Raw genomic sequence first — 24,891 nt, 5'->3', positions numbered from 1 at the left:
AGTAATAATACTATATAAAATTTATGAGGTATTTTATGAAAAATAAGATTAAGGACATTTTGCTTATTATCAAGTATATACTATTTACCGCAATTTTTTTAATAACTGCACTTTATAACGCTCAAAATCAATTGTTAATTATTACTTTAACTTTTTTATTTTTAACATCTTACACAATTAGAGTATTTTTCATATATGATAGTGAAAATCATAAAAATCTAAGTTGTTTTTCTTTAGCAATAGATTATATATTCATATTTATACTTAATATATATGATAGCTCTCATCTATCTTTATGCTTATATTATTTTATGTTGGAAGATATTGTTCTAAATTTCAAAGTAGCAGTTGGTATAGTTGTTTCAATTTTTTCCTTTGTACTTTACTGCGTAACTTTAAGTATTATGGTGAATTTTGAATTTACAAGAATCATCGTGAAAATACTTTTAAGTCTATCAGTTTTTTCTATGATTTATTTAATGTTTTTCCTTGTGAGATATTTATTAAAGCAAGCAGAAATAATTGAAGTCTCTTTAAATAAAATAACGATGGAGAAATTAGAAAAAGAATACATATATATGAATTTAAAGGATGCATATGAAAAGTTAGAGATGATGACTGTTATTAAAGAAAGAAATAAGATCGCACGGGAAATTCATGATACAGTGGGACATACATTAACAACCGTACTAGTCGAAATAGAGGCTAGCAAAAGACTGATGAAGGTAAATTCGAATTTATCACTAGAAAAACTTCACCTAGCACAAAGTCAAGTGAGAAAGGGTCTTAATGATATTCGTGCATCTGTGCGGGTGCTTGAAAAAGGTGACGAATTACTGGAGTTTTATCCTTCTTTAGATACGATAATAAAGGATACCCAGCTACATTCAGGAGTGGTAATTAAAACTGAAATAGACCCTTCATTAAATTTAACTAAAGAAGCGAAAAATGTAATTTTATCTTCTCTACTAGAGGGGCTGACAAATGGGATTCGTCATGGTAAAAGTACTGCTTTTTTGTTTAAACTTATAAAAAAGGAGGATAAAGTATGTTTTTCTCTTGAAGATAATGGAGAAGGTGCAGGTATATTAAACTACGGATTTGGGCTTCGGGCTATGAGAGATAGAGTTTACGACTTAGAAGGAAGCTTTGACATTAACTCTGATGTGCAAGAGGGATTAGAACTTCTCATTACGCTTTCTTATTCTAAAGCCTGCGTGCAATAACTTTTAGGAAAATATAATAATATTGAATGCTTTATTTTAGGGAGGCTTTTATGGACAAGATAAGGGTGTTAATTGCAGATGATCAAACCCTTATGAGGGATGGACTTAAGACAATACTTGAACTAGAGGAAAATATAGAAGTAGTGGCCCTTGCAAAGGATGGGGTGGAGGCATTAGAATTATGCTCTGAAACTAAACCTCAGGTGGTGCTAATGGATATAAGAATGCCAAATATGGATGGAGTACAATGCACCAAATTAATAAAGGAAAAATTCCCTAATATAGTGATACTCATTCTTACCACCTTTGATGATGAAGAATTCATAGTTAAAGCTTTAAGCAATGGTGCCTCTGGTTATATTTTGAAGGACATAGAGGGGGATGGACTTATAAAATCAGTGAAGGATGCTTACAAGGGTGCTTTTATATTGCCTTCTAAAATTGCTATAGTGCTTGCTGGTAAAATAGTCAAACAGTACAGTAATGACAATCAAAAAAATAATGAAAATAGTGAAGCTAATTTATTAAATTCTTTTGGGCTTTCAGAAAAAGAAACTGAAATTGCAAAAATGCTAGCTCAGGGTTTTACCAATAAGCAAATTGCATCTTCACTATACATATCTGGTGGAACAGTAAAAAACTATGTAAGTAATCTGTATAGTAAAATAGGCATTTCTGATAGAACATCAGCGGCAATATATATTAAGGATTTGCTTTTGGAATAGATATACATTAAAAAAGTAACCCTGGTCACTTTATTTTGTGACCAGGGTTACTTTTATATTACTCCTAAAATTGGTAGTATTTTATTAAAGAAATTATAAATTTTAGTTTTGAAAGGAGTTAGTAAAATGAAACCTTTATCAGCTTTAAGTTATTGCAAAAATAACAAGAAAAAACTTATTACTTCTACCATATCAATATTAGTGGCTGTTTCATTTTTATATATTTTTCAGACATTTGTAAAGTCTATAGGGGACTCACTGCAAGATCTAAAAGTAAACCCATATAAAAATCATATGACGGTGCAAAGTATTGGAAAGGACAAACCAATACCAAAAAGTATCATGAGTATCATTAAAGACAACTCTAATGTAGAAAACATAATTTCATTTGTTTCATATGAAACAGTCTATACTATACCTGGAGCTAGCACTAGTGCTTTTATTTTAGGTATAAGACCTGAAAATATAGAGTATGTTATGAAAAAAAACAACATTACATTAAAGGAGGGAAGGCTACCACTAGAAAATCATAAAGAAGTGGCACTAGATTATAGAGTATCAAAAAATAAAAATGTTGTGATTGGAGATAAAATTGGAAATTCTATTGAAAAAAATGATGCCTTAAATGGTGAGTATACAGTGGTAGGAATAGTTAAAGGCGACGGGTTTTTATCATTTATGCCTTATAACACTGATGTAGCAACAACAAATACCAATGATGCAATTACAGCGGAAAAATCCATATTAGTTTTTCCAAAGAATAACAAAATAAAAGAGGTGGATAAACTACTACTAAGTTTCCCTAAAAAAGGGGTAGCAGTGATGACTTTAAGTGGAATGATTAAACTTTATAATAAAGGAGCATCTATAATGCGTACATTAGATATGATTTGTATACTTGCGATTATTGTAATGGTTATTTCCACTGGAAGCTCTAAATATGTAGAGTTTTTTAGTAGAAAACAGGAACTTGGTATTTTAAATGCCATGGGGTATACCAAGGTGGAATTAATGAAGAAGGTATTTTGGGAAGTATTTATTGTAAATCTACTAGGATTTACTCTAGGGATAATAGTTGGATGGTTGTCTTCTGTATTAATTAATAATGGAGCATTTGGAGCCGTTGGTGGGGTTTCAGTACACTATTCTTCAAAAGCATTTTTAATGGCGCTTTATATACCACTATTTACAACGCTATTTACATTAATACCAGTAAACAGAATGATAAGTAAGCTAGATCCTATAGTTATGATTGAAGGAATATAAAAAGGAGTGAATTATTATGTTATTTAAAGTGGAAAATCTAAATTTAATATATGATATTGGAAAAGAGGTTCAGACATATGCTTTAAGAAATATTAATCTTTCATTGGAAGGAAATAGATTAATAGGCATAATGGGACCATCTGGTAGTGGTAAAAGTTCATTGCTATATTCCTTAGCAGGACTAAAAATCCCATCATCGGGAACCATAAGTTACAATAATGTGAAATTTAATGAATTATCTATTTCTAAAAGTACAGGGCTTAGGCGTAAAGATTTTGGGTTCATTTTTCAAAGACATTTTCTTATAGATTATATGACAATAGTAGATAACGTATTAACACCAATAAATGATAATAGTACTCCTGCAAAAGAAAAGGCGTTGGGTTTATTAAAAAAGCTTGGCATTGAGCATTTGGCCAATAAAAGGCCTCATCAATTATCCGGTGGGCAAAGACAAAAGGCTGCAATTGCTAGAGCACTTATAAATGACCCTAAAGTAATTTTTGGTGATGAGATTACTGCATCCTTAGACCATGCCAGTGCAATGGAAGTAATGAAGATATTGGACGAATATAAAAATAATGCCTTAGTTATAGTTGTAACACATGATGCTTCCATACTTGAAAATGCAGACGATATAATTAATATATGGGATGGCGCTGTTACCTCAATTAAAAAAAGAGGAATGGAGGGATATAATGAATCCGCTATCACCCTTTAAGTATATTAAAAATAATACTTCTAAAATATTGCCAATACTAATGTCTATAATGGTAGGTGTCTTACTAATTTATTTTTATTCACTAATAAATAAAAGTGCTACTGAGCTAACAAAGATAACAGCTACCAATATTTTCAGTAAATACACAACAGTAGCTAGCAATAGCGAAGAGCCTATTTCCAAAGATTACTTAGACAAAATAACTAATGATAATAATGTAGATTATATTGTACCATTAATTGGTGAGTATGGTTTTCTTCAATATAGTGGATTTTTGGGTGGAATGTCTATTGATGTGATAAATTTTTATGAAAAAGATATATCAAGGATTATTACTACCCTTGATATGAAACTAATTCAAGGTAGACTTCCACGGACCAATAAGAATGAAATCATTATCCCTAAAAAATATGCTCTGCAAAACGAATTAAAAACAGGAGATTATATTGGCTCAGAGGTATCCGATAGCTACGGAATAGAAGGTAAATTTAAAGTGTCAGGAATTACAGATGGTCCAGTAATGCTTGCAGTAGTCAGCGATAATAAGGATAATGTTCCGAGAAGTGCAGTAATGAAGAACTCTATAGTGTTTCATGTTAAAAATATAAAAGATAAAAATTTAATTAACTATTTATCTAAAGACACACCTAAAAATATTTTGATTAGGGATTATTACAGTGTTTCAAAGCAATATGATGAAATTCTTAAACCAATGAATAGTTTATCATTTATGCTTAATATGATAATAATAGTAGTGCTATTTATATCACTTGGAAATTTGAATTACATTAACTTCCTTAATAGAAAATACGAATTTGGAGTATTATTAGCTATAGGTTATAAAAAAAGTACACTTTATTTTAAACTTTGGAAGGAAAATTTTACGGTATGTTTACTGGGATATATATGTGGAATACTATTAACTACGTTTATAACTTTTATTTTGAATTTAACTGTACTTTATCCAACTGGTAAATTTATTCCTTTATGGAGTATTTCTGGTGCAAAGGTAGCGCTGTTTATACCAATAATTGTATCGTTTTTAAGTTTAATTGCACCTATTAAGGAACTTCGAAAAACCGACCCAATTGATGTAATTGGAGGTTAAGGTATATTAAAGTAAATAATTATGTATGACAAAATTACGAATAATGTAATTAACTAATGCTCACAATAAACAGAGGTGAGATTATGGCTTTAAATAATGATGTAAAAGAAATGAACAAATTTTTAAAGGGCATACACATGGGAGGTACTACTTTTAAGGATTATCTCCGTAAAGCTAAAGGGCAAGAGCTCAAAAATGAACTAGTTCAAATTATAGAATCATTTAAAAGACATGAAGAGGCAATTACCAATAGGATAGAAAAGTTAGGTGGTAATGCTGCCGATACTCTTGGGGTAATGGGCACTATGGCGGATTTTTTTGAGAAAATTAAACTTATACCCGTAAACACTGATTTGGAAGTGTGTGAGCATGCAATAGATGCTATGGAAATGGGAATAAAGCAAGGCAAAAAGTTTATAGAGCAGAATAAGGATTTGGATGCTAGTCTAATGAGCGAAGTAAAAGCTGTTGTAGCCGATTATGACAATCATTTAAGAAAAATACAAGAAGCAATGAGAATATGTAAATAGTAAAGTGCTCTCACATATAAGGTGGGAGCATTTTATTATTAAGCGACATTACAACAGCGAAGGAGATGATTTAATACCTATGTACATATTTTTTAATACGGTATAATGGCATTTATACCATTCATTTTCAGGTTCCAGTTCATATGCTTTTGCTGCATATTTTAAGGCTATTATTCGATTTTCCATAGCCATACATACTTTTGATTTTCCAAAATATGCAACACTTCTAGTGATATCAACTTCAATGGCTTTATTATATATTACAAGAGCCTCTTTACCCTTATGTAGAGAGAGTAGTGCACTTCCTTTACCACATAGTGCATCATAAAAATCAGGACTTAGTTTTAGGGATTCATCAAAACATTCTAAAGCTTTTTCAAAATCGTTAATAATAGCTAAAAATTCTGCTTTTTTTAAATATATGTTTGTATTTTGTTTATCGGCCTCAAGAAGTTTTTCACAATAGTAAATACATTTATCAAAGTCACCAGTTAAATCGTTTATATCAATTAACTTCCAGTAGCCCTTTGGGTCACCAGGGACTAACTGTAAATATTTATTTATGCATTTTTCAGCTTCGTAAGCTTCGTACATTTCAATATAAGCTTGAGCTTTGACAAAATAAGCCTGCGCATATTCATTGTTGAGGAAAATGGCTTTATTAAAATTTTTGAATGCTTTTTCAATTTTCCCATCATTGAAAAGCCCCTTGCCTCTTTCTATATATTCTTTAATTAGGGTTTCATCATCGCTTAAATGGATACTAGTTTTCATTAACATGCTCCTTTCAATTGCAATCACACATTAAAATTATTGACATAAAAGAAAACGGTATACATGTGACTGGAATGAAATAAATGTTTTTATCTTAAATGATAATATTTACAAACATAAAAGGGTATAGTATTCTGTAAATAAAGGTACTATTGAAAAAATACAAGAAGTATTAGAATGGAGGATTTTTTATGATAATAGACTGGCTTAAAGGCTTTGATCCCGTAGTTCAGGCTCTTTTTGCAACATTATTTACTTGGGGTGTAACTGCTTTAGGAGCGTCTTTAGTATTTTTCTTTAAAAATATAAGCAGAAAGGTGCTAAATGGTATGCTTGGGTTTGCAGCAGGAGTTATGATTGCTGCCAGCTTTTGGTCATTGCTAGCTCCTGCTATAGAGATGGCAGAACAAACAAGTACACCATCGTGGATTCCTGCAGCAGTAGGGTTCCTCGCAGGTGGGGGTTTCCTTTTGGCAGTGGATAAAATTTTACCACATCTACATCTTAATCAACCAATAGAACAGGCGGAAGGGATTAAAACTAGTTGGCAAAGAAGTATTTTATTGGTACTTGCAATAACGCTACATAACATACCAGAAGGACTTGCGGTTGGGGTTGCATTTGGAGCAGTAGCAGCTAATATTCCTTCAGCTTCATTAGCAGGAGCTGTTGCACTGGCAGTTGGTATTGGTATTCAAAACTTTCCAGAAGGGGCTGCCGTTTCTATACCATTAAGACGAGAGGGTTTCTCTAGGTTTAAAAGCTTTATGTACGGTCAGGCGTCAGGGATAGTTGAACCTATAGCAGGAGTGATAGGTGCATTTGCAGTAATAGCTATGAAACCTATTCTTCCCTATGCACTATCCTTTGCAGCAGGTGCTATGATTTTCGTAGTTGTTGAAGAACTAATACCTGAATCACAACAGGATTCAAAAACAGATATTTCAACTATAGGTGCTATGGTAGGGTTTGTAATTATGATGATATTGGATGTAGCTTTGGGATAATGTAAAAATATGATAAAAATATGCTGATATATAAATATCATTTAAATAAAGGCGGCGCTATGGAAAAGTTTAGTGGTAATCTAAATTTTCTAAAAAAACTAGGTGTTATTTTTAGTATATCAATTTTAAATGTCAGAAATAAACGAATTTATAGATAAGATTAAGATTAAATTAGGAGTTATTAATTTTGTTCATTTTGTAATTACTAATTACGACATAATACCCATATTTCATCTTGTTATATTTTTATCACATGTGATATACTGATTTTGTTAAGTAATGTAACATGCTAATTAAAAAATAAGGGGGAGATTCGTATGAAAATTAAAGCAATAATACTATCACTAGCTGTAGGTGCTACTTTATTAGTAGGATGTGGCGCTAAAGAAGAAGCAAAAAAAGAACCAACATCAACTGAGGTAGCAACAAAAGAACCAGCAAAAACTGATGTAGTAACAACAGCTTCAATAGTAGATACTCAGGCAGCATTTGAAAATGCAATAAGCAGTAAAGGTACATGGATTATTGCAACGCTTAAGGATTTAACTGTTGATAAAGAGCTTGTAGTTGAAGGTGATTTTAAAAACACTAAAGATCCAGCAGTTGCACAACGTAAAATAGGTTTATACACACAAGATGATAAACATGTAGTAACAGCTAGATTCACTTTAACTGCTCCAAAATTAACTTTTAGTAGTCCTGCAGGAAGCATAGAACATGGAACTTTCAAAGGTGACCTTTATGTAACAGCAAGCAACTTTCAGTTAAAAGATGCTACAGTAGACGGAAATGTATATTTTACTACAGATGAAGCTAAATCTACATTTAAAATGGATGATAAAAGTAAAGTAACTGGAGTTCAAGAATTAAAAAAATAAAGTATAAAGTATAATTTGTACTTTTAAAAGTACTCAAATTGAAGGCAGATATCCATTAGCAAAACTAATGGGCATCTGCTTTTTTTTAATACAATCTACACTTTATTTTAGAATATTTATAAAACTCTTCTTATTATAATTAATGTCTGCTATAATTAATTGGTTTGTATAAAAAGTTAACAAAAATATGTTTAAATAGAAAGGTAAATAAAAATGATAAAGTTTAAAGAGCTAGGACTTAGCGACGATATACTAAATACGATTAAAATTCAAGGAATTACTGAGCCAACGCCTATACAAGAGCAAAGTATTAGGCTAATAAAAGACGGTAAGGATGTTATAGCAGAGGCACAAACAGGCACCGGAAAAACACTTGCGTTTCTACTGCCAATGTTTGATAATATGTCAAATGATATAAATACGATTCAAGGATTAATAGTGACTCCTACAAGAGAACTTGCAATACAGATAACTAGTGAAGCTAAAAAGCTTGCAGAAGGTAAAAATTTAAATATTTTGGCAGCGTATGGTGGCAAGGACATAGGTGCACAGCTGAAAAAATTAAAAGGAAATATTCATTTAGTAATAGCAACACCAGGAAGATTACTAGACCATCTTAGTCGAGGTACGGTAAGGCTTGATAACCTTAAAACCATAGTATTAGATGAGGCGGATCAAATGCTTCTTATGGGATTTAAAAATGATGTGGAGTCTATCTTAGAAAAAACACCAAAAAACAGGCAGACGCTATGTTTTTCAGCAACTATGAGCTCTGATGTGAAAAAAATGGCTTATAAGTATATGAACGATCCTAAAGAAGTAATTATTAAAAAAGAAGAGACAACACTTAAAACTATAAAACAATTTTTAATAGAAACTACGGATAGACGCAAACAAGAAGATTTATGTAAAGTAATGGACGAAGATAATCCATTTATGGCCATCATTTTTTGTAGAACTAAAAGAAGAGTTGATGATCTTGAGATGGCTCTTTATAAAAAAGGTTATAATTGTAAAAAACTACATTCTGATGTAACTCAATCAAAAAGAGAAAAAATAATGAAAGAGTTTAAGAAGTGTGATATTCAGTATTTAATTGCCACAGATGTAGCAGCAAGAGGCCTTGATATAAATGGAGTTAGTCATGTTTATAACTACGATATGCCTGAAAGTGCAGAAGGATATATCCACCGCATTGGAAGAACAGGAAGAGCTGGCGAAGAAGGATATACATATTTATTTTCAGCTCCAAAGGATAAAGTTCTTTTAGATGCTATAGAAAAGAAAATAAAAGGTAAAATTCCTAGAAAAATTTTGTAGTGAATTTAAACGATAAAATACTTAAAGCTAATTTAAATTAACTTTAAGTATTTTTATTTATATTAAGTTATAATTTTTAGTTTTACTATACGATTTTTACTGGTGTTTTGTATAATAAATTTTGTGTCATTATAATTTATTGTCTCGCCTGTCTTTGGAAGCCGTCCTAGTATGCCGGTAACGAAACCGCCTATGGAATCAAAATCCTCTGATTCTATATTGAGGCCTATCATTTCATTAACCATGCTTATTTTTGTGTCACCATCAACAATATATTCATCTTCTTTGATAACTTCGATTTTATCTGTATCATCGTCGTATTCATCATCTATATCTCCCACAATTTCTTCTACTAAATCTTCGATTGTAACAATTCCAGAAGTTCCACCGTATTCATCTAATAAAATGGCTATAGGAACTCGTTTTGCACGCATATCTGCAAATAAATCTACGGTGCTTTTGTACTCATACGTAAAGTAAGGGACACGCATATGTTTCTCTATGCTGAATTCTTCTCTTCCATCTTCGAAGAAAATTAAATCTTTAATGTATAAAACGCCAATAATATTATCAACAGTCTCTTCATATATAGGCAATCTAGAAAATTGCTCTTCCCTGAAGATTTTTATGAGCTCTTCGTAAGTAGAGGTTACATTTGCTACAATCATATCAGTTCTTGGAGTCATGACATCTTTTGCTTGCGAATCTCCAAATTCAAATACATTATAAATCATTTGCTTTTCTTCGCCTTCTAAAACACCTTCCTCATGACTTACACTAACCATTGTTTTTAACTCTTCTTCAGTAATAAAAGGTTTTACCTTAGTGACTTCCCCACCAAGTACTTTTATTATTGTATTTGTTATATAAATTAAGACTGTAATAAGGGGATTTAAAATGAAGGTAATTAGACTTAATGGCCGAGCAACTTTTAAAGCAATTTTTTCGGAATTTTGTGCAGCTAATGATTTTGGTGTTATTTCCGCAAAAATCAATACAAGAATTGTCATAATAGCGGTCGCAATAGCTACCCCAGAGGCTTTATAATAGTGAATGGCTAGGGAAGTTGCTAGTGCAGAAGCACCTATATTGGAAATGTTATTCCCTACTAAAATAACGCCTAAAAGTTTACTTGGATTTTCAAGTAATTTACTAATTCGCTCAGCACCACAAACTTTTGAATCTACCATATGCCTTAGCCTTATTTTGCTTAAAGTCATCAAAGCAGTTTCAGAAGCAGAGAAAAAGGCTGAAAACAGTAATAAAATTACTAAAGATATAATTTGCCACGTACCATCGGGGTCCATAATATATTTCACGCTCCTTAAGATATAACCTAAGGAAATTATATCATAAGATAAGAAATATTTAAATGGAATTATCATTAATGTTTTAAATGATTACACAAATATGTAAATGTTATACATAAATTGATTTGTTTGAGTACATATCTTCATTTGCAATGTACCAGCTACTATCCAGTAACTGTTTTCTTGAGATAATTTTTAAAAATACAAAATACATGGGATAATGAGTAGTATTTTGTTGATATTTATCATATATATGACATTTAATATGTTATTATATACTATAAGAGTATATTTTAAGATGTTACTATAAATACAATTAATAAAGGAGATAATTCATGGAAGAAATTAAGTCACACAAAATAAAAATATTTATGTTACTATCAATAACTTTAATTATGTTTATTACAATAATAAAAGGAAGTAGTGGAATTAGCCATACAAAAAAGAATATACCCTTGGCAGCAAAGGGGGTGTTAGACTTAAGAAATTGGGATTTTAAAAAGGATGGTATGATAAAACTTAATGGAGAATGGGAGTTTTATGACAATGAGTTACACATGCCTCAGGATTTCCAAAGTATTCCTGAAGACGCTATTAGGTATGAGAAGTTACCAGGTACATTTGGACAAGAAGGCTATTGTACGTACAGATTAAAGCTACTTATAGACAATAAGAAGGAACTTTATTCAGTGAAAATAAATTTTATCCAAAATGCATATGAACTTTGGGCTAACAATAAACTAATAACATCGGCTGGACGGGTGGGCAAATCTAAAAACGAAATGATTCCAGAAAATGAGCCAGCTAGCGGCTCATTCTATGTAGAAAATGATGAAACCTATTTAGTCCTTCGGGTTAGTAATTTTTATAATAAATATGGATATGTAGATACATTAGTACTTGGGGAGTCAAAGGAAATTACAGCTATAAGAGAGCAGAAGCTAGCATTGAGCTTGTTTATTATTGGATGCACCATCATGGCAGCTATATATAGTTTTGGACTATTTATTAATAGAAGAAAAGAAAAGGCTCAATTATATTTTTCAATCATTTGTTTAATCATTGCGATTAGAACACTATTTATTGGCCAAGGGTTCTTTTTTTCACTATTCCCTCACCTTAATTATATTTTCTCTACAAAAATGAAAATATGGACCTTTTATGCATACATTCCCTTTATTATCTTGTTTATAGATAAATCTTATGAAAAAATAATGTCACGTAAAGTAGTTAAAGTATCCAATTATTTAGGAGTGGTATATACTTTAAGTGTGATTTTTACTCCGGTTAAATATTATTTATACTTTATAGCACCTTTTGAATTATCTGCACTTGCATTGCTATTTTATATGATGTGTAAGATTTGTAAAATATGCATAAATAACAAACAAACTGATCATATAGTTGTTGTTGGACTGTTTGCTTTATTTATTACAAGAATCAATGATATCTTGTATGAATACAGTATAATAATTACGGACTCATTTGCATCTCAAGGCATATTAATATTTATTGTTGTAAATTACTATGTTTTAGCAAAGAGGCAAGCCAATGAACTTTCTAACATAGAAAGTAGTAGTGCTAAACTTAAATCTTTAAATGAATTAAAAGACGATTTTCTAGCGGTAACTTCACATGAACTAAAAACTCCATTGAACGGAATTGTTGGATTAACTGAAGGAATAGTAAATAATAAATATGCTGATTTAGATGTTGAGCTCAGAGAGGACCTATTTTTGGTGAATTCTAGTGCTAAAAGATTATCTAACTTGGTTAATGATATGATGATATTTTCTAAGCTTAAAAATAATCAAATTGTGTTACGTACGAAATTTGTTAATATAAGCAATGTGGTAGAAATGGTAATAAAATTTAGTGAAATATCTATAAATAATAAAAACGTTACTTTTAAAAATTTAATAGATAAAGACACACCTTATGTATTTGGGGATGAAGATAGGATACAGCAAATTTTATATAATTTACTTAGTAATGCTATAAAATTCACACATGAGGGGGAGATAATATTATCCTATATCGTAAAAAATTCTTTTGTTGAGATTTGTGTTACAGACACAGGAATAGGAATTCCAGAGCAGAAGCTTCATAAAATTTTCAGTAGATATGAGCAGGTGGATGGAATTGCAGAAAAGTATGGCGGCACTGGAGTAGGGCTTTATGTAACCAAAGAACTTATTCAAATACAGGGTGGGACTATAAAGGTTTCTTCTGTTATAGGAGAAGGCAGTAAATTTATTTTTACTCTCCCATTATGCACTGAGGAAGAGCTCAAGAGTAATCTTCATGAAAATCTTTATAATAAAGAAAATGAAGAGACAGCAGAACTATTAGCGCAGTATTCAAATAATCTAGAACTAAAACCTGATATAGTAAGTGTATCTATAGATAATGTTAGAAAAATTATTAATGAAAATATAAATTCAAGTAAGAAAGATAGGTATAAAGTTTTAATAGTTGATGATGAGTATGTGAATCTTAAAGTATTAAAAAATTATCTATCAAATGACACTTTTGAAGTTTTAGAAGCATCCAGTGGTAAGGAAGCATTGAGAATAATCGACGAAAATGTAGATTTAGATTTAGTAATTCTCGATATGATGATGCCAGATATTTCAGGTAATGAAGTATGTGCGATTATTAGGGAAGAACAATCGATTTTTGAACTACCTGTGCTAATTATGACTGCAGATAGCAATGTAGAGCACTTAGTTATATCCTTTGAGTGTGGTGCAAATGATTATTTAAGCAAACCTTTTAATATGCATGAGTTACTCTGTAGAATAAACACTTTGATAACATTAAAGGATTCAGTTAAAAAAGCCTTAGCATTAGTAAATGAGCTTGGAGTAGCTAAAAACCAAGTTGAAGCCCTTAGCGTGCAAAATGCCGAAGCTAGTAGACAAGTTGAAGAACTTATAGCATATGACAAAGTGAAAACGGATTTTTTAACTAATATGTCACATGAACTTAGAACTCCTCTAAATGTAATTTGTAGCACAATACAGTTATTAAAGTCTCTTGATGGAGCAAAAAACTTAGGGGATGAAAAGATTAAATATTATATTAATATAATGAATCAGAATTCTCTAAGGTTACTTAGACTTATAAATAATATAATAGACACAAATAAAATAGAGGCAGATTACATAAGTCTTAACTTGAAAAATGGTGACATAGTTTATGTTGTAGAGGAAATATCGCAATCTGTAGCTGAGTATATAAAAAGTCATGAAATAACACTCATATTTGATACTGATGTAGAAGAAAAAATAATTGCATTTGATGAAGAAAAAATTGAAAGAATTATGTTGAATTTACTATCCAATGCAGTTAAATTTACAGATAAAAAGGGAAGTATTCTAGTTAATATTTATGATAAAGGTGGTTTTATTGAAATATCTGTAAAGGATACAGGAATAGGAATTCCAAAAGGCAAGTTAGAGTTTGTTTTTGAGCGTTTTGCGCAAATCGATAAATCTACATCAAGGCATAATGAAGGTAGTGGAATAGGACTAGCATTAGTAAAGTCTCTTGTAGAAATGCATGAGGGGAACATTAGTGTAAATAGTGAAGGGGGAAAAGGAAGCGAATTTATTATAAATCTCCCAGTTAGAACAGTTGACAGGGAAGAGGAAGAAAACAATCTTAATAATAAAGAGGTATTTGAAACAAACTATGAACAAAATCTATCAATAGAATTCTCTGATATATATAAATAGTTAAATCATTACCTGCGTATCTGTTTCAGGTTGATAATATAATAATATTATATTATTCGGTAATACTATAAATATAATGTTATTATATTTATAAGAAATGTAGTTAATAGAATTATAAAAAAATACGTATTTATGTTATAATTAATTAGTATCTATATGGTAACTAAAGTTCATAAAAGTATCTACTTGCAAAAAATGAGTAAACGGTCTAAAATAATAGAAGAATATAAAAATATGATGATATTTATGGTATATCCTAAGGGGAAAGGTTGAGATGATGATTTTTAAAAGACTTATGATTGAAGATAAGAATGTATTTGAAAAATTTATATATCCATATAAATTTTTAAGTTGTGAATATTCTTTTACAACTTTATATATATGGAGAGAAGCTTGTGATGTTTGTTTTACTATTTATAAAGGTGCTCTAATAATAAAAAAGAAGGATTTCGAAGGAAGATATTATTTTATGCAACCTTTGGGATATAGTAAAGAAAATCTTAAAGAAATAATAGATGCATTAAAAGAATACAAAACAGAAAACAATATGGAATACTTATTTAAAGATCTTGATGAGGGTGTTATGGAGGAGATAAGGGATATATATGATGATGCTCATGGTATCTGTATCAAGGAAGATAGAGATAACTTTGATTATTTATATGAAGCAGAAAAGCTTATAAAGCTTTCGGGTAAGAAGCTTCATGGGAAAAAAAATCATTATAATTCCTTTATAAAGAAGTATAACTATGAAGTTAAAGACATTAAAGGGGAAGAAGTAGTAAATGACGTAATAGTAGCTGCAGAAAAATGGTATGCAGGTAATAATGATGATGATGTACTTTATTACGAATTACAGGGGATAAAAGACATCGTAAAAGATATGGGAATTTTTAATAATAAAGGGATAGCTGTTTATGTAGATGAAAAGATTGTAGCGTTTAGTTTGGGAGAAAAATTAAATGATGATTTGGCAGTGATTCATATAGAAAAGGCAGATACAAAGTATAGCGGAGTCTATAGCTTTATTAACAAAACGTTTGTTGATACGAGTTTTAGTGATGTTAAGATAATCAATAGGGAACAGGACCTAGGAATCGTAGGCCTTAGAAAATCTAAATTATCCTATCATCCTTTTAAATTAGAAAAAAAATATATTTTTAATTTTGGTAATGCTTAAGGATATTTCAGCATCGCGGGTGATGGTTTAATAGAGTAGAATAGACTAGCGTACAGCTAGTCTATTTTTTGAAGAGTACATATAATCAATTCCAAATTAAAGCTGAGGAAAGGTGATAGAGTGAAAAATCTTTTGGTTGGAAAAAAAATAAAACTTACGTCTATAAACGAAGAAGATATTTTGGAACTTAAAAAGTGGCATAATGATGTGTCCTTCATGCGTAATTATGATGTAGTAAGCGCAATTCCTAAAAACATGGAAGAGGTAAAGGAGATAATAAGAGAGGCAAAAGAATGTAATAGAGCTTATATTTTTGCTGTTAAAGACAGTGAACAGGAAGAAATTATTGGTATTACAGGATTTGAAAATATATCTTGGAATAATGGAACTGCATTAATATATATAGGAATAGGGGAAGAAAAATATAGGGGACAAGGGCACGGAAAAGAAGCTCTTAAATTAACTATAGAGTTTGGATTTGAGGAACTAAATTTTCATAGAATATATCTTACTGTGCTTGAATACAATGAACCTGCAATAAAGCTATATGAGAAATTAGGGTTTAAAAGAGAAGGGGTCTATAGGGAATTTATTCACAGAGATGGTAGACGGTATGATATGTATTTGTATGGAATACTGAGACCTGAGTGGGAAGAGGCCTCAAAGGGAAAGTAAATATAATATATAAATAGGGGTGTCTCAAAATGATTGAAAAATCATTTCAAGAGGCACCTCCTTTTCATTACTATTTTTAGAACTAATTTTGATATTTCAGTCCTAAGTTTTAAGATGCGTTTTTTTTATACTGGAGAAAAGAACAGGTTTATATAGGCATAGTTCAGCTGGAATGTGTATATAATACTGTATAAGCGAAAGTGACAAGTTGCAAATTAAGGTAATTTTGCATTAGGGCAAAATAAAATAAGTATTGTCTTTAATGGTCTTTCTGCATCAGCAGATAAGCTTCATTCATTTGTCACTTTTAAATTGTCACTGAATAATGGGGAGTGTGGTAAATTGAACATTTTGAAGGTTGGGGATAAAACTAAAATAGGTGCTGCTATTCTAAGTATTATTATAGCACTTGGGGTTGGTGGTCTCAGTGGATTTTTAAGCATGGATAATATGAAAGATTATGAGGGATTTGCAAAACCGGTGTTTTCACCGCCAGGGTGGGTGTTTCCAATTGTATGGACAATTCTATATATACTAATGGGACTTGCAGCATATAGGGTATGGGAACAAGGGAAACAAGGTCAAGATGTTAAAAAAGCTCTGGTTTTATATGCACTGCAATTATTTCTGAATTTTTTATGGCCTATAATATTTTTCGAATTCAGATTATATGGACTTGCTTTTGTGGAGTTGTTGGTGCTATTAATTTTTATTTTGCTTACAACTTTTGAATTTTTTAGATTTGACAGGACAGCAGGATATCTAATGCTACCTTATATCGTATGGGTTTCTTTTGCAGGTATTCTTAATTTTGCAATTTGGTCTTTAAATAGCTAAAAATCAATGTGACAATGATAATGATTGAGTAGCTAAAACTATAAACAAATTTATACTTAATAATTTAAATTAATACTTTTTAGCATTGAAATTACAATATTGATGCTAAGAAGCTTTTTTTTTATACTTAAAACTTGAACATTTATTTCAATAGAGTTTATAATAAGGGAAGTGTATTAAGCGTATTAAGTGTATTAATATTTGGGAGTGATAATTTGAAGAGAAGCGAAAAAATATATGAGTATATTGCTGAAAAAACAGAAAAATTTAATCGTGAAAACTTAGAGGAAAAAATCGGTTTTAGCACAGCTGAAATATCTCAGAGTTTAGATATTTTAAGAAATAACGTAAGTATGGAATTAAATGAATTGCTTAGACAGCATAGAATAATAAAAATAAAATCTAGACCTGTGTTATACGTTGATAATGCTTGTTTAGAAAGGATTTTGAATAAAAAGTTGCCAGCTGGGCCAATAGAAGTAAAAAATTTAAACGAGTTATTATTGGGAAAAAATGAAAATAGCCAGGAAGAATGTCCTTTTGATAAACTTATTGGAGCACAAACTAGTCTTAAAAATCAAATTGAACAGGCAAAAGCTGCAATACTTTATCCTCCAAATGGTTTGCACACATTAATTGTTGGTCAAACAGGAGTTGGTAAAACCTTGTTTGCAAATATGATGTACAAACAAGCAAAGTATTCGAAAAAATTGGATGAAAAATCACCATTTATAGTATTTAATTGTGCTGATTATTATAACAATCCTCAACTTTTAACCTCACATCTGTTTGGACATATTAAAGGAGCATACACCGGTGCTGATAGCGAAAAGGCTGGAATTGTTGAAAAAGCAGATAGCGGTATATTATTTCTAGATGAAATACACAGATTACCACCAGAAGGACAGGAAATGTTGTTTTATTTTATGGATACAGGTATGTTTAATAGATTAGGTGAGACAGAGAGAAACAGAAAATCCTGCGTTTTAATAATTGGAGCCACTACGGAGGATCCCAATTCATCACTACTAAAGACATTTGTAAGAAGAATACCAATAATTATAACTATTCCTAGCTTTGATAAAAGGACAGCCAGTGATAAAGTTAATTTTATCAAATTTTTATTAGCGAATGAGGCGCATAGAGTAAGCAAAGTAATAAAGATTGAAGATAAAGCAGTTAAGGCAATTATTGGAAGTACGTCTAATGGGAATATTGGTAAGATGAAATCAAATATTCAACTTATTTGCGCTAAGGGTTTTTTAAATAGTATCAATAATAAGGATTTTATAGAAATAGATTTTAATTCGTTGCCTTCAGATATTAAAAGCGGATTATTTTATCTAAGTGGCAAACGTAAAGAAATGGAAGAAATATCTGGTTATTTAGATTCGCAACTAATAGTTACTCCAGAAGGTCACAGTGTATTAATTGAAAAAGATCCTTATGATCCACCTTTTAATTTATACAAGATAATAGAAGATAAGGCAGCCTTTTTGAAAAAAGGAGGTGCAGATGAGGAGTATATAAACAATTTTATTACAACTGATATTAATGTGCATATTAAGTCCTTTTATAACAAGGTTAAAAATGATGAGGATGGTAGAAGTAAAATATTAAAAATAGTAGATGAAGATATTCTTGAATTTTCAGAAGAAATAATGGACATGATTGAAAAAAAGCTTGATAAAACACTAACGGATAGATTTTTATATGCATTAAGTCTACATTTAAGTTCATTTTTAAACAGATTAAGTAATCATCAAAATCTTAAGTATAAAAATATAGAAGGTATAATAGATGATAAACGCACAGAATTCAATATTGCAGTAGACGTAAAGGGAATGGTTGAAAAAAAATATAATGTGGTTGTTCCAAAGATTGAAGTTATATATCTTACATTGTTAATCAGTTCTATTATGGAGGAACAAACAAATCAGCATGTGGCAATAATTGTAGCGGCACATGGAAGCAGCACAGCAAGTAGTATGGTTAATGTGGCAAAGCAGCTTCTAGGGGAGGGTGTAATCGAAGCAATAGATATGCCATTAGAAGTTAGTCCTACTCAAACATTAGATGAAATTATTGAAAAGGTTAAGGAAATAGACATGGGTAAGGGGGTCCTATTACTTGTGGATATGGGTTCACTTGTTAACTTTGAGTCTATAATAATGGAAAAAACAGATATAAAGGTTAAGACACTAGATATGGTTACCACCTCATTAGTATTAGAAGCCATAAGGAAAGCAACTATTTTAGATATGAATTTAAATGCCTTGTATAATTCTCTAAAGCAATTTAGAGGGTCTTCAAAGATTGAGGAAGAAGAGAAAGCGATTAATGAAGATGATGCAAATAAGAAAAGGGCAATAATAACAATATGCTCCACAGGTGAGGGGACTGCAGTAAAGCTAAAAGGACTTGTGGAGAACATTGTTAGAAGTACAGATGAAAAAGAAATTGAAATTTTACCAATAAGCATAAAAGACATAAAAAGGAAAATAACAAAAATAAAAAATAACTATAGTATTATAGCTTCTGTAGGTATTTTAAATCCTAAAATTGAAGCTCCGTTTATCTCCCTTGAAGAGTTGATTAGTGGTTATGGTGAAAATATTTTAATAAGTATAATACAGAGAAAAGACTTTAAAATTGAAAAAGGCCATGAAAATACAGTAGTTAAGGATTTATGTAAAGACAGCTTAAATCAATTTTTAACTTATTTAAATCCTTCTAAAATAATAAGTGTATTGTATCAATTTGTAAGTCTTTTAGAAGAAAACACAAAAATAAGCTTTAACAATGCAACCAAAATAAGAATAATGGTGCATGTAGGTTGTGCACTAGAGAGAATGATAATAAAGGATGGGTTAAAGTACAAGAGGGAAAAAGCTAAGATAAATTCACACTTGGTAGAGATTATTACAGGGGCAAATAAAGTATTTAAAGATGCAATAAACATAAGTTTAACTCAAGATGAAATATTATTTATAGCAGAAATGATAGAATAGGAGAAAATATACTGATACACTTCTCTTTTGATACACTTTTTATCAGCCGAAAATTAAAATTAGTATTGAAACTATAGAAGAAGTGTATCAAAATAAAAAAATAAAAAATATTAAAATAAAAAATGGCTATTTTAAAAGATTAACGACATTTGAGAATGAAAGTCTCCCACTTCTATAAGTGGGAGTATAAGTCTCCTTCTGAAGTCGTAAATGCATCTCCTGCGAAGATGTTGCAGCTCCGCAGGAGATGATTTAACACAAACATAAAAAACAATACACTATTTTGGCGCGACAATTGCTATATATAATAGTGTGACAACTTAGGTGAAAGTGCTGATTAGGAGGATGATTTATAATGAATATAGTGTTAGCAAGAATTGATGACAGATTAATACATGGTCAAGTAGCAACAATTTGGTCAAAAGACACAAAATGTCAAAGAATAATTGTATGTAATGATGATGTAACAAAGGACTCAATTAGAAAGACACTTTTGGAGCAAGTTGGACCTCCAGGAATTAAATCAAGCATTGTAGGAATTGATGAGGCAATAAGGGTTTATAATAATCCAAAATACCAAGATGATAGAGTGCTATTTCTATTCACTAATCCAACTGATGTTGTAAGAATGGTTGAAGGTGGAGTAGCCATAAAGAGTGTAAATATTGGTGGTATGTCATTTAAAGATGGAAAGAAACAAATAACTAGTGCAATATCGGTAAATGATACAGATATTGAAGCTTTCAAAAAATTAAATGAAAAAGGCATTGAACTAGAAATAAGAAAAATTTCTTCAGATTCAAAAGTAGATTTAATGTCAAAACTATAAGATTCACCATATTAACTTCTATTAGTGTATAGTACGTGCCAAAGAAACTAAGGTTGAATGGGCTTTAGTTGTAAACGTTATGATTACTTGCGATGAGCTCCAAAATTTTTGTTAAGCATCTCCACCTGGAGTGAAATCAAATGTCATTACAATTCGTAAATTATTTAAATATATCATAATTATTAATTTTGGTTACAGGTTTTTCAAAACTTTTATATAAATTTTACTGTAATAAATAAAAAATTGGAGGTATAAAAGATGGTAGGAATTATTCTTGCTAGTCACGGAGAATTTGCTAAAGGCATCTTGCAATCTGGTGCGATGATTTTCGGAGAACAAGAAAATGTACAAGCTGTTACGTTGATGTCTAGTGAAGGCCCAGATGATGTTAAAGCAAAAATGAAAGATGCAATCGCATCCTTTGACAACCAAGATGAGGTTTTATTCTTAGTTGATCTTTGGGGCGGTACACCATTCAACCAAGCAAATAGTCTATTTGAAGAACACAAAGATAAATGGGCAATCGTAGCTGGTATGAATCTACCAATGGTGATTGAAGCTTATGCTTCACGTTCTTCAATGGAATCCGCACAGGAAATGGCGGCTTATATTTTAAAAGCAGCTAAAGAAGGAGTTAAAGTTAAGCCTGAAGAATTAGAACCAGAAGATAATGGTAAATCTTCTGCAACTTCGGCGGATCAATCGAGTGTAGGTGCACCTGGATCATTCGAATATGTTTTAGCTCGTATTGACTCTCGTTTACTTCATGGACAAGTAGCGACTGCTTGGACAAAAGCTGTGCAACCGACCCGAATTATTGTCGTGTCAGATGCGGTAGCCAAAGATGAGCTTCGTAGGAAATTGATCCAACAGGCTGCTCCTCCGGGTGTTAAAGCTCATGTTGTTCCAATTAATCAAATGATTAAACTTGCAAAAAATGATCAACATTTTGGCGGACAACGTGCATTGCTTCTTTTTGAAAACTCGCAAGATGTACTTAGAGCGGTAGAAGGGGGAGTACCTTTGAAGACAATCAATGTTGGCTCTATGGCTCACTCTCTGGGTAAAGTTCAACCAAACAAAGTACTTGCTTTCAATCAAGAAGATATTGATACCTTCAATAAGCTTAAAGAAGATGGACTGGATTTTGATGTTCGTAAAGTTCCAAATGATTCAAAAGGAAATATGGACGAAATCCTCAAAAAAGCACAAGTGGAATTAAATAAACTGAAATAATTTATAATTTAACTATTTAAATGAAAAAGGGGGATTAATAATCATGGATATAAATATTGTCCAAATGATATTAGTCGTTATCGTGGCATTTATAGCTGGTATGGAAGGTATCTTGGATGAATTTCAATTCCACCAACCAGTAATTGCGTGTACGTTAATCGGCTTAGTTACAGGTAACTTAGTGCCATGCCTAATCTTAGGTGGTACTCTTCAAATGATTGCTTTAGGTTGGGCAAATATCGGTGCTGCCGTAGCACCAGATACAGCGCTTGCATCTGTTGCATCTGCAATTATTCTAGTTCTTGGTGGCCAAGGTACAGCAGGGGTTCCAGCAGCTTACGCTATTGCTGTTCCGCTAGCAGTTGCAGGGCTATTATTAACAATTATTTGTCGTACCATCGCTACAGTGTTTGTACATTTCATGGATGCTGCTGCTAAACAAGGAAATATCAGAAAAGTTGAAATGTGGCATATCATTGCTATTTGTATGCAGGGTGTACGTATTGCAATTCCAGCAGTCTTGATCTTAGCAGTTGGTGCTGGTCCGATTCGTTCAGTACTTGAAGCTATGCCTACTTGGTTAACAGGTGGTTTAGCAATTGGTGGTGGAATGGTCGTAGCTGTTGGTTATGCAATGGTAATCAACATGATGGCTACTAAAGAAGTATGGCCATTCTTTGGAATTGGTTTTGTGTTAGCAACTATTTCAGAAATTACACTTATCGGACTAGGGGCAATCGGTGTATGTGTGGCTCTTATTTACTTAAAGCTTACTAAACAAGGCGGCTCAGGTAATGGTGGAAGCTCAAATACTGGTGATCCATTAGGTGATATTATTGACACTTACTAAGAAGGGAGAGAACATGAAAATGGCAAATAAATTAAAATTAACAAAAAAAGATCGTATTTCTGTTTGGTTCCGTTCATTTTTCCTTCAAGGGTCTTGGAACTATGAAAGAATGCAAAACGGTGGTTGGGCATACGCATTGATTCCCGCAATTAAAAAATTATATAAGACTAAAGAAGATCGTGCAGCTGCATTGAAACGTCACTTGGAGTTCTTTAACACTCACCCATATGTAGCTTCACCAGTCATTGGTGTAACATTAGCCTTAGAGGAAGACCGTGCGAATGGTCTACCAATCGATGACATAACTATTCAAGGTGTTAAAGTTGGTATGATGGGACCTTTAGCTGGTATCGGAGATCCAGTTTTCTGGTTTACTGTTAGGCCAATTTTAGGGGCATTAGCGGCTTCTCTTGCTATGAGTGGTAACATCCTTGGACCAATTATCTTTTTCTTCGCTTGGAATATCATCCGTATGTCATTTATGTGGTATACACAAGAGTTTGGTTACAAAGCAGGCTCTCGTATTACCGATGATTTATCAGGTAATTTACTACAAGATGTTACAAAAGGAGCATCCATCCTTGGTATGTTCATTTTGGGATCATTAGTTAACCGATGGGTATCTGTTGTATTTGCACCCACTGTATCAGCCGTTAAGTTAGCTAAGGGTGCCTTTATTGATTGGAGCAGCCTTCCTGCAGGAGCGGAAGGTATTAAACAAGCTATGTTGCAACAATCGGGTGGCTTGTCATTAACTGATGTTAAGGTTACAACATTGCAAAATAACTTGGATTCTTTGATTCCTGGAATTGCAGGATTAGGATTGACATTACTTTGTATGTGGTTGCTTAAGAAGAAAGTATCTCCAATTACAATTATTTTTGGGCTGTTCGCAGTCGGGATTGTTTTCCACTTAATCGGTTTAATGTAATATTTTTACCCAACCTGGGCTTTTGGCCTGGGTTTTTTTATTACTTTCTATGTTAATATTGCAGCGACCCAGGAGATGATTTAATTTTATGTCTAGTAAAACTGTTTTTGACGGTTGAGCTTTGCGGAACTTGATTATTTCATCTTCAGAATGTATATTATATACTATAGTCAACAATCATTGTACAATGATTTATTAATTAATAGAAACAAATGTGTGTATAAATAGAAAAGAGGTAGATCGTATGGTTCAATCACTAAATACAAAGGTGGATCTAGTAATTGATGCAACAGCTTTTACGGGGTTTGCAGATTATGGGAAAATTATGATCGGCGACAAAGGTTTTGAGTTTTATAATTCTCGTGATTCTCGCAAATATATTCAAATTCCTTGGGAAGAGGTTGACTATGTCATTGCGTCCGTATTGCTAAAAGGAAAGTGGATTCCTCGATATGCAATCCAAACGAAGAAAGATGTTACCTATACTTTTTCTTCTAAAGAAGCAAAAAAAGTGCTTCGTGCTGTTCGAAAATATGTTGAGCCAAATCATATGGTTAATTCGTTAAGTTTTTTTGATGTGCTCAAACGAGCGGTGCAGCACCGCAGGTGATGATTTAACTAATTGGCAGTTTTTAATTTACTGTGCAGATATTTATAATTAATGGTAAAATGATATTTGTCGTTTATTTGTACTTTAGGTTAAATATAGATGATAATCATCACATTAAAGGAAGTGT

The 24,891-nt window shown here is 31.5% G+C and carries 21 protein-coding genes; 19 read left to right on the top strand and 2 right to left on the bottom strand.

What is annotated here, in order from left to right; translation table 11 throughout:
- The first annotated feature begins 35 nt into the window (after positions 1-35).
- The 6 genes from KTC92_RS08070 (at position 36) to KTC92_RS08045 (ending at position 5,576) form a co-directional block, all read left to right on the top strand.
- A complete protein-coding gene (locus tag KTC92_RS08070; protein WP_216303121.1) occupies positions 36-1,226 on the top strand; it encodes a sensor histidine kinase in 1,191 nt (396 codons plus the stop codon).
- A 50-nt stretch (positions 1,227-1,276) separates the two neighbouring features.
- Positions 1,277-1,951 carry a response regulator transcription factor gene (locus KTC92_RS08065; protein ID WP_220286510.1) on the top strand — a complete coding sequence of 225 codons (675 nt, stop codon included), beginning with the start codon at positions 1,277-1,279 and terminating at the stop codon, positions 1,949-1,951.
- A 126-nt stretch (positions 1,952-2,077) separates the two neighbouring features.
- Entirely contained in the window at positions 2,078-3,217 is a 1,140-nt protein-coding gene (locus KTC92_RS08060; RefSeq protein ID WP_220286509.1) for an ABC transporter permease, read from the top strand.
- Positions 3,218-3,233: 16 nt separating this feature from the next.
- A complete protein-coding gene (locus KTC92_RS08055) occupies positions 3,234-3,938 on the top strand; it encodes an ABC transporter ATP-binding protein (protein ID WP_216303118.1) in 705 nt (234 codons plus the stop codon).
- Positions 3,916-5,046, top strand: coding sequence for an ABC transporter permease (locus KTC92_RS08050; protein WP_216303117.1), 1,131 nt, complete (start codon positions 3,916-3,918; stop codon positions 5,044-5,046). Before KTC92_RS08055 ends, KTC92_RS08050 begins: the two co-directional genes overlap by 23 nt.
- Before the next feature lie 83 nt (positions 5,047-5,129).
- Positions 5,130-5,576 carry a DUF2383 domain-containing protein gene (locus tag KTC92_RS08045; protein WP_220286508.1) on the top strand — a complete coding sequence of 149 codons (447 nt, stop codon included), beginning with the start codon at positions 5,130-5,132 and terminating at the stop codon, positions 5,574-5,576.
- 48 nt (positions 5,577-5,624) lie between these two features.
- Here KTC92_RS08045 and KTC92_RS08040 read toward each other — a convergent pair whose 3' ends face one another.
- Complete coding sequence (locus KTC92_RS08040; RefSeq protein ID WP_220286507.1) at positions 5,625-6,377, bottom strand: lipopolysaccharide assembly protein LapB; 753 nt, start codon at positions 6,375-6,377, stop codon at positions 5,625-5,627.
- Positions 6,378-6,541: 164 nt separating this feature from the next.
- On the opposite strand from KTC92_RS08040, the gene KTC92_RS08035 reads away from it, so the two are divergent.
- The 3 genes from KTC92_RS08035 (at position 6,542) to KTC92_RS08025 (ending at position 9,555) form a co-directional block, all read left to right on the top strand.
- The gene (locus KTC92_RS08035; protein WP_220286506.1) at positions 6,542-7,357 is read left to right on the top strand and encodes a ZIP family metal transporter; all 816 of its coding nucleotides are present in this window, start codon (positions 6,542-6,544) and stop codon (positions 7,355-7,357) included.
- Between the two features lie 317 nt (positions 7,358-7,674).
- Positions 7,675-8,235 (top strand): hypothetical protein, encoded by a 561-nt coding sequence (locus tag KTC92_RS08030; protein WP_216302928.1) that lies wholly within the window; start codon positions 7,675-7,677, stop codon positions 8,233-8,235.
- Positions 8,236-8,448: 213 nt separating this feature from the next.
- Positions 8,449-9,555 carry a DEAD/DEAH box helicase gene (locus tag KTC92_RS08025; protein WP_216302927.1) on the top strand — a complete coding sequence of 369 codons (1,107 nt, stop codon included), beginning with the start codon at positions 8,449-8,451 and terminating at the stop codon, positions 9,553-9,555.
- 62 nt (positions 9,556-9,617) lie between these two features.
- Here KTC92_RS08025 and KTC92_RS08020 read toward each other — a convergent pair whose 3' ends face one another.
- Positions 9,618-10,862, bottom strand: a complete 1,245-nt coding sequence (locus KTC92_RS08020; protein WP_165413161.1) for an HlyC/CorC family transporter — start codon at positions 10,860-10,862, stop codon at positions 9,618-9,620.
- A gap of 338 nt (positions 10,863-11,200) precedes the next feature.
- On the opposite strand from KTC92_RS08020, the gene KTC92_RS08015 reads away from it, so the two are divergent.
- From KTC92_RS08015 to KTC92_RS07970, 10 genes are all read left to right on the top strand, one after another.
- Positions 11,201-14,605 carry an ATP-binding protein gene (locus tag KTC92_RS08015; RefSeq protein ID WP_220286505.1) on the top strand — a complete coding sequence of 1,135 codons (3,405 nt, stop codon included), beginning with the start codon at positions 11,201-11,203 and terminating at the stop codon, positions 14,603-14,605.
- A 274-nt stretch (positions 14,606-14,879) separates the two neighbouring features.
- The gene (locus tag KTC92_RS08010) at positions 14,880-15,785 is read left to right on the top strand and encodes a DUF2156 domain-containing protein (RefSeq protein ID WP_216302925.1); all 906 of its coding nucleotides are present in this window, start codon (positions 14,880-14,882) and stop codon (positions 15,783-15,785) included.
- 120 nt (positions 15,786-15,905) lie between these two features.
- Complete coding sequence (locus tag KTC92_RS08005; RefSeq protein WP_258280746.1) at positions 15,906-16,460, top strand: GNAT family N-acetyltransferase; 555 nt, start codon at positions 15,906-15,908, stop codon at positions 16,458-16,460.
- Positions 16,461-16,802: 342 nt separating this feature from the next.
- Entirely contained in the window at positions 16,803-17,297 is a 495-nt protein-coding gene (locus KTC92_RS08000) for a TspO/MBR family protein (RefSeq protein ID WP_220286504.1), read from the top strand.
- A 215-nt stretch (positions 17,298-17,512) separates the two neighbouring features.
- Positions 17,513-20,308, top strand: a complete 2,796-nt coding sequence (locus tag KTC92_RS07995; protein WP_220286503.1) for a sigma-54-dependent transcriptional regulator — start codon at positions 17,513-17,515, stop codon at positions 20,306-20,308.
- Positions 20,309-20,663: 355 nt separating this feature from the next.
- Positions 20,664-21,137 (top strand): mannose/fructose/sorbose PTS transporter subunit IIB, encoded by a 474-nt coding sequence (locus tag KTC92_RS07990; protein WP_216302922.1) that lies wholly within the window; start codon positions 20,664-20,666, stop codon positions 21,135-21,137.
- A 258-nt stretch (positions 21,138-21,395) separates the two neighbouring features.
- Positions 21,396-22,373: a mannose/fructose/sorbose PTS transporter subunit IIA gene (locus KTC92_RS07985; RefSeq protein ID WP_220286502.1), complete on the top strand. Its 978-nt coding sequence runs from the start codon at positions 21,396-21,398 to the stop codon at positions 22,371-22,373.
- A gap of 43 nt (positions 22,374-22,416) precedes the next feature.
- Positions 22,417-23,223 carry a PTS mannose/fructose/sorbose transporter subunit IIC gene (locus KTC92_RS07980; protein ID WP_216302920.1) on the top strand — a complete coding sequence of 269 codons (807 nt, stop codon included), beginning with the start codon at positions 22,417-22,419 and terminating at the stop codon, positions 23,221-23,223.
- Between the two features lie 19 nt (positions 23,224-23,242).
- Positions 23,243-24,154 (top strand): PTS system mannose/fructose/sorbose family transporter subunit IID, encoded by a 912-nt coding sequence (locus tag KTC92_RS07975; RefSeq protein WP_216302919.1) that lies wholly within the window; start codon positions 23,243-23,245, stop codon positions 24,152-24,154.
- A 244-nt stretch (positions 24,155-24,398) separates the two neighbouring features.
- A complete protein-coding gene (locus tag KTC92_RS07970) occupies positions 24,399-24,764 on the top strand; it encodes a DUF956 family protein (RefSeq protein WP_216302918.1) in 366 nt (121 codons plus the stop codon).
- Positions 24,765-24,891: the final 127 nt, after the last annotated feature.

Source organism: Clostridium sp. CM027, assembly GCF_024730565.1.
Taxonomy (GTDB): domain Bacteria; phylum Bacillota; class Clostridia; order Clostridiales; family Clostridiaceae; genus Clostridium_AD; species Clostridium_AD estertheticum_B.
This window is presented reverse-complemented; position numbering and strand designations above follow the sequence as displayed.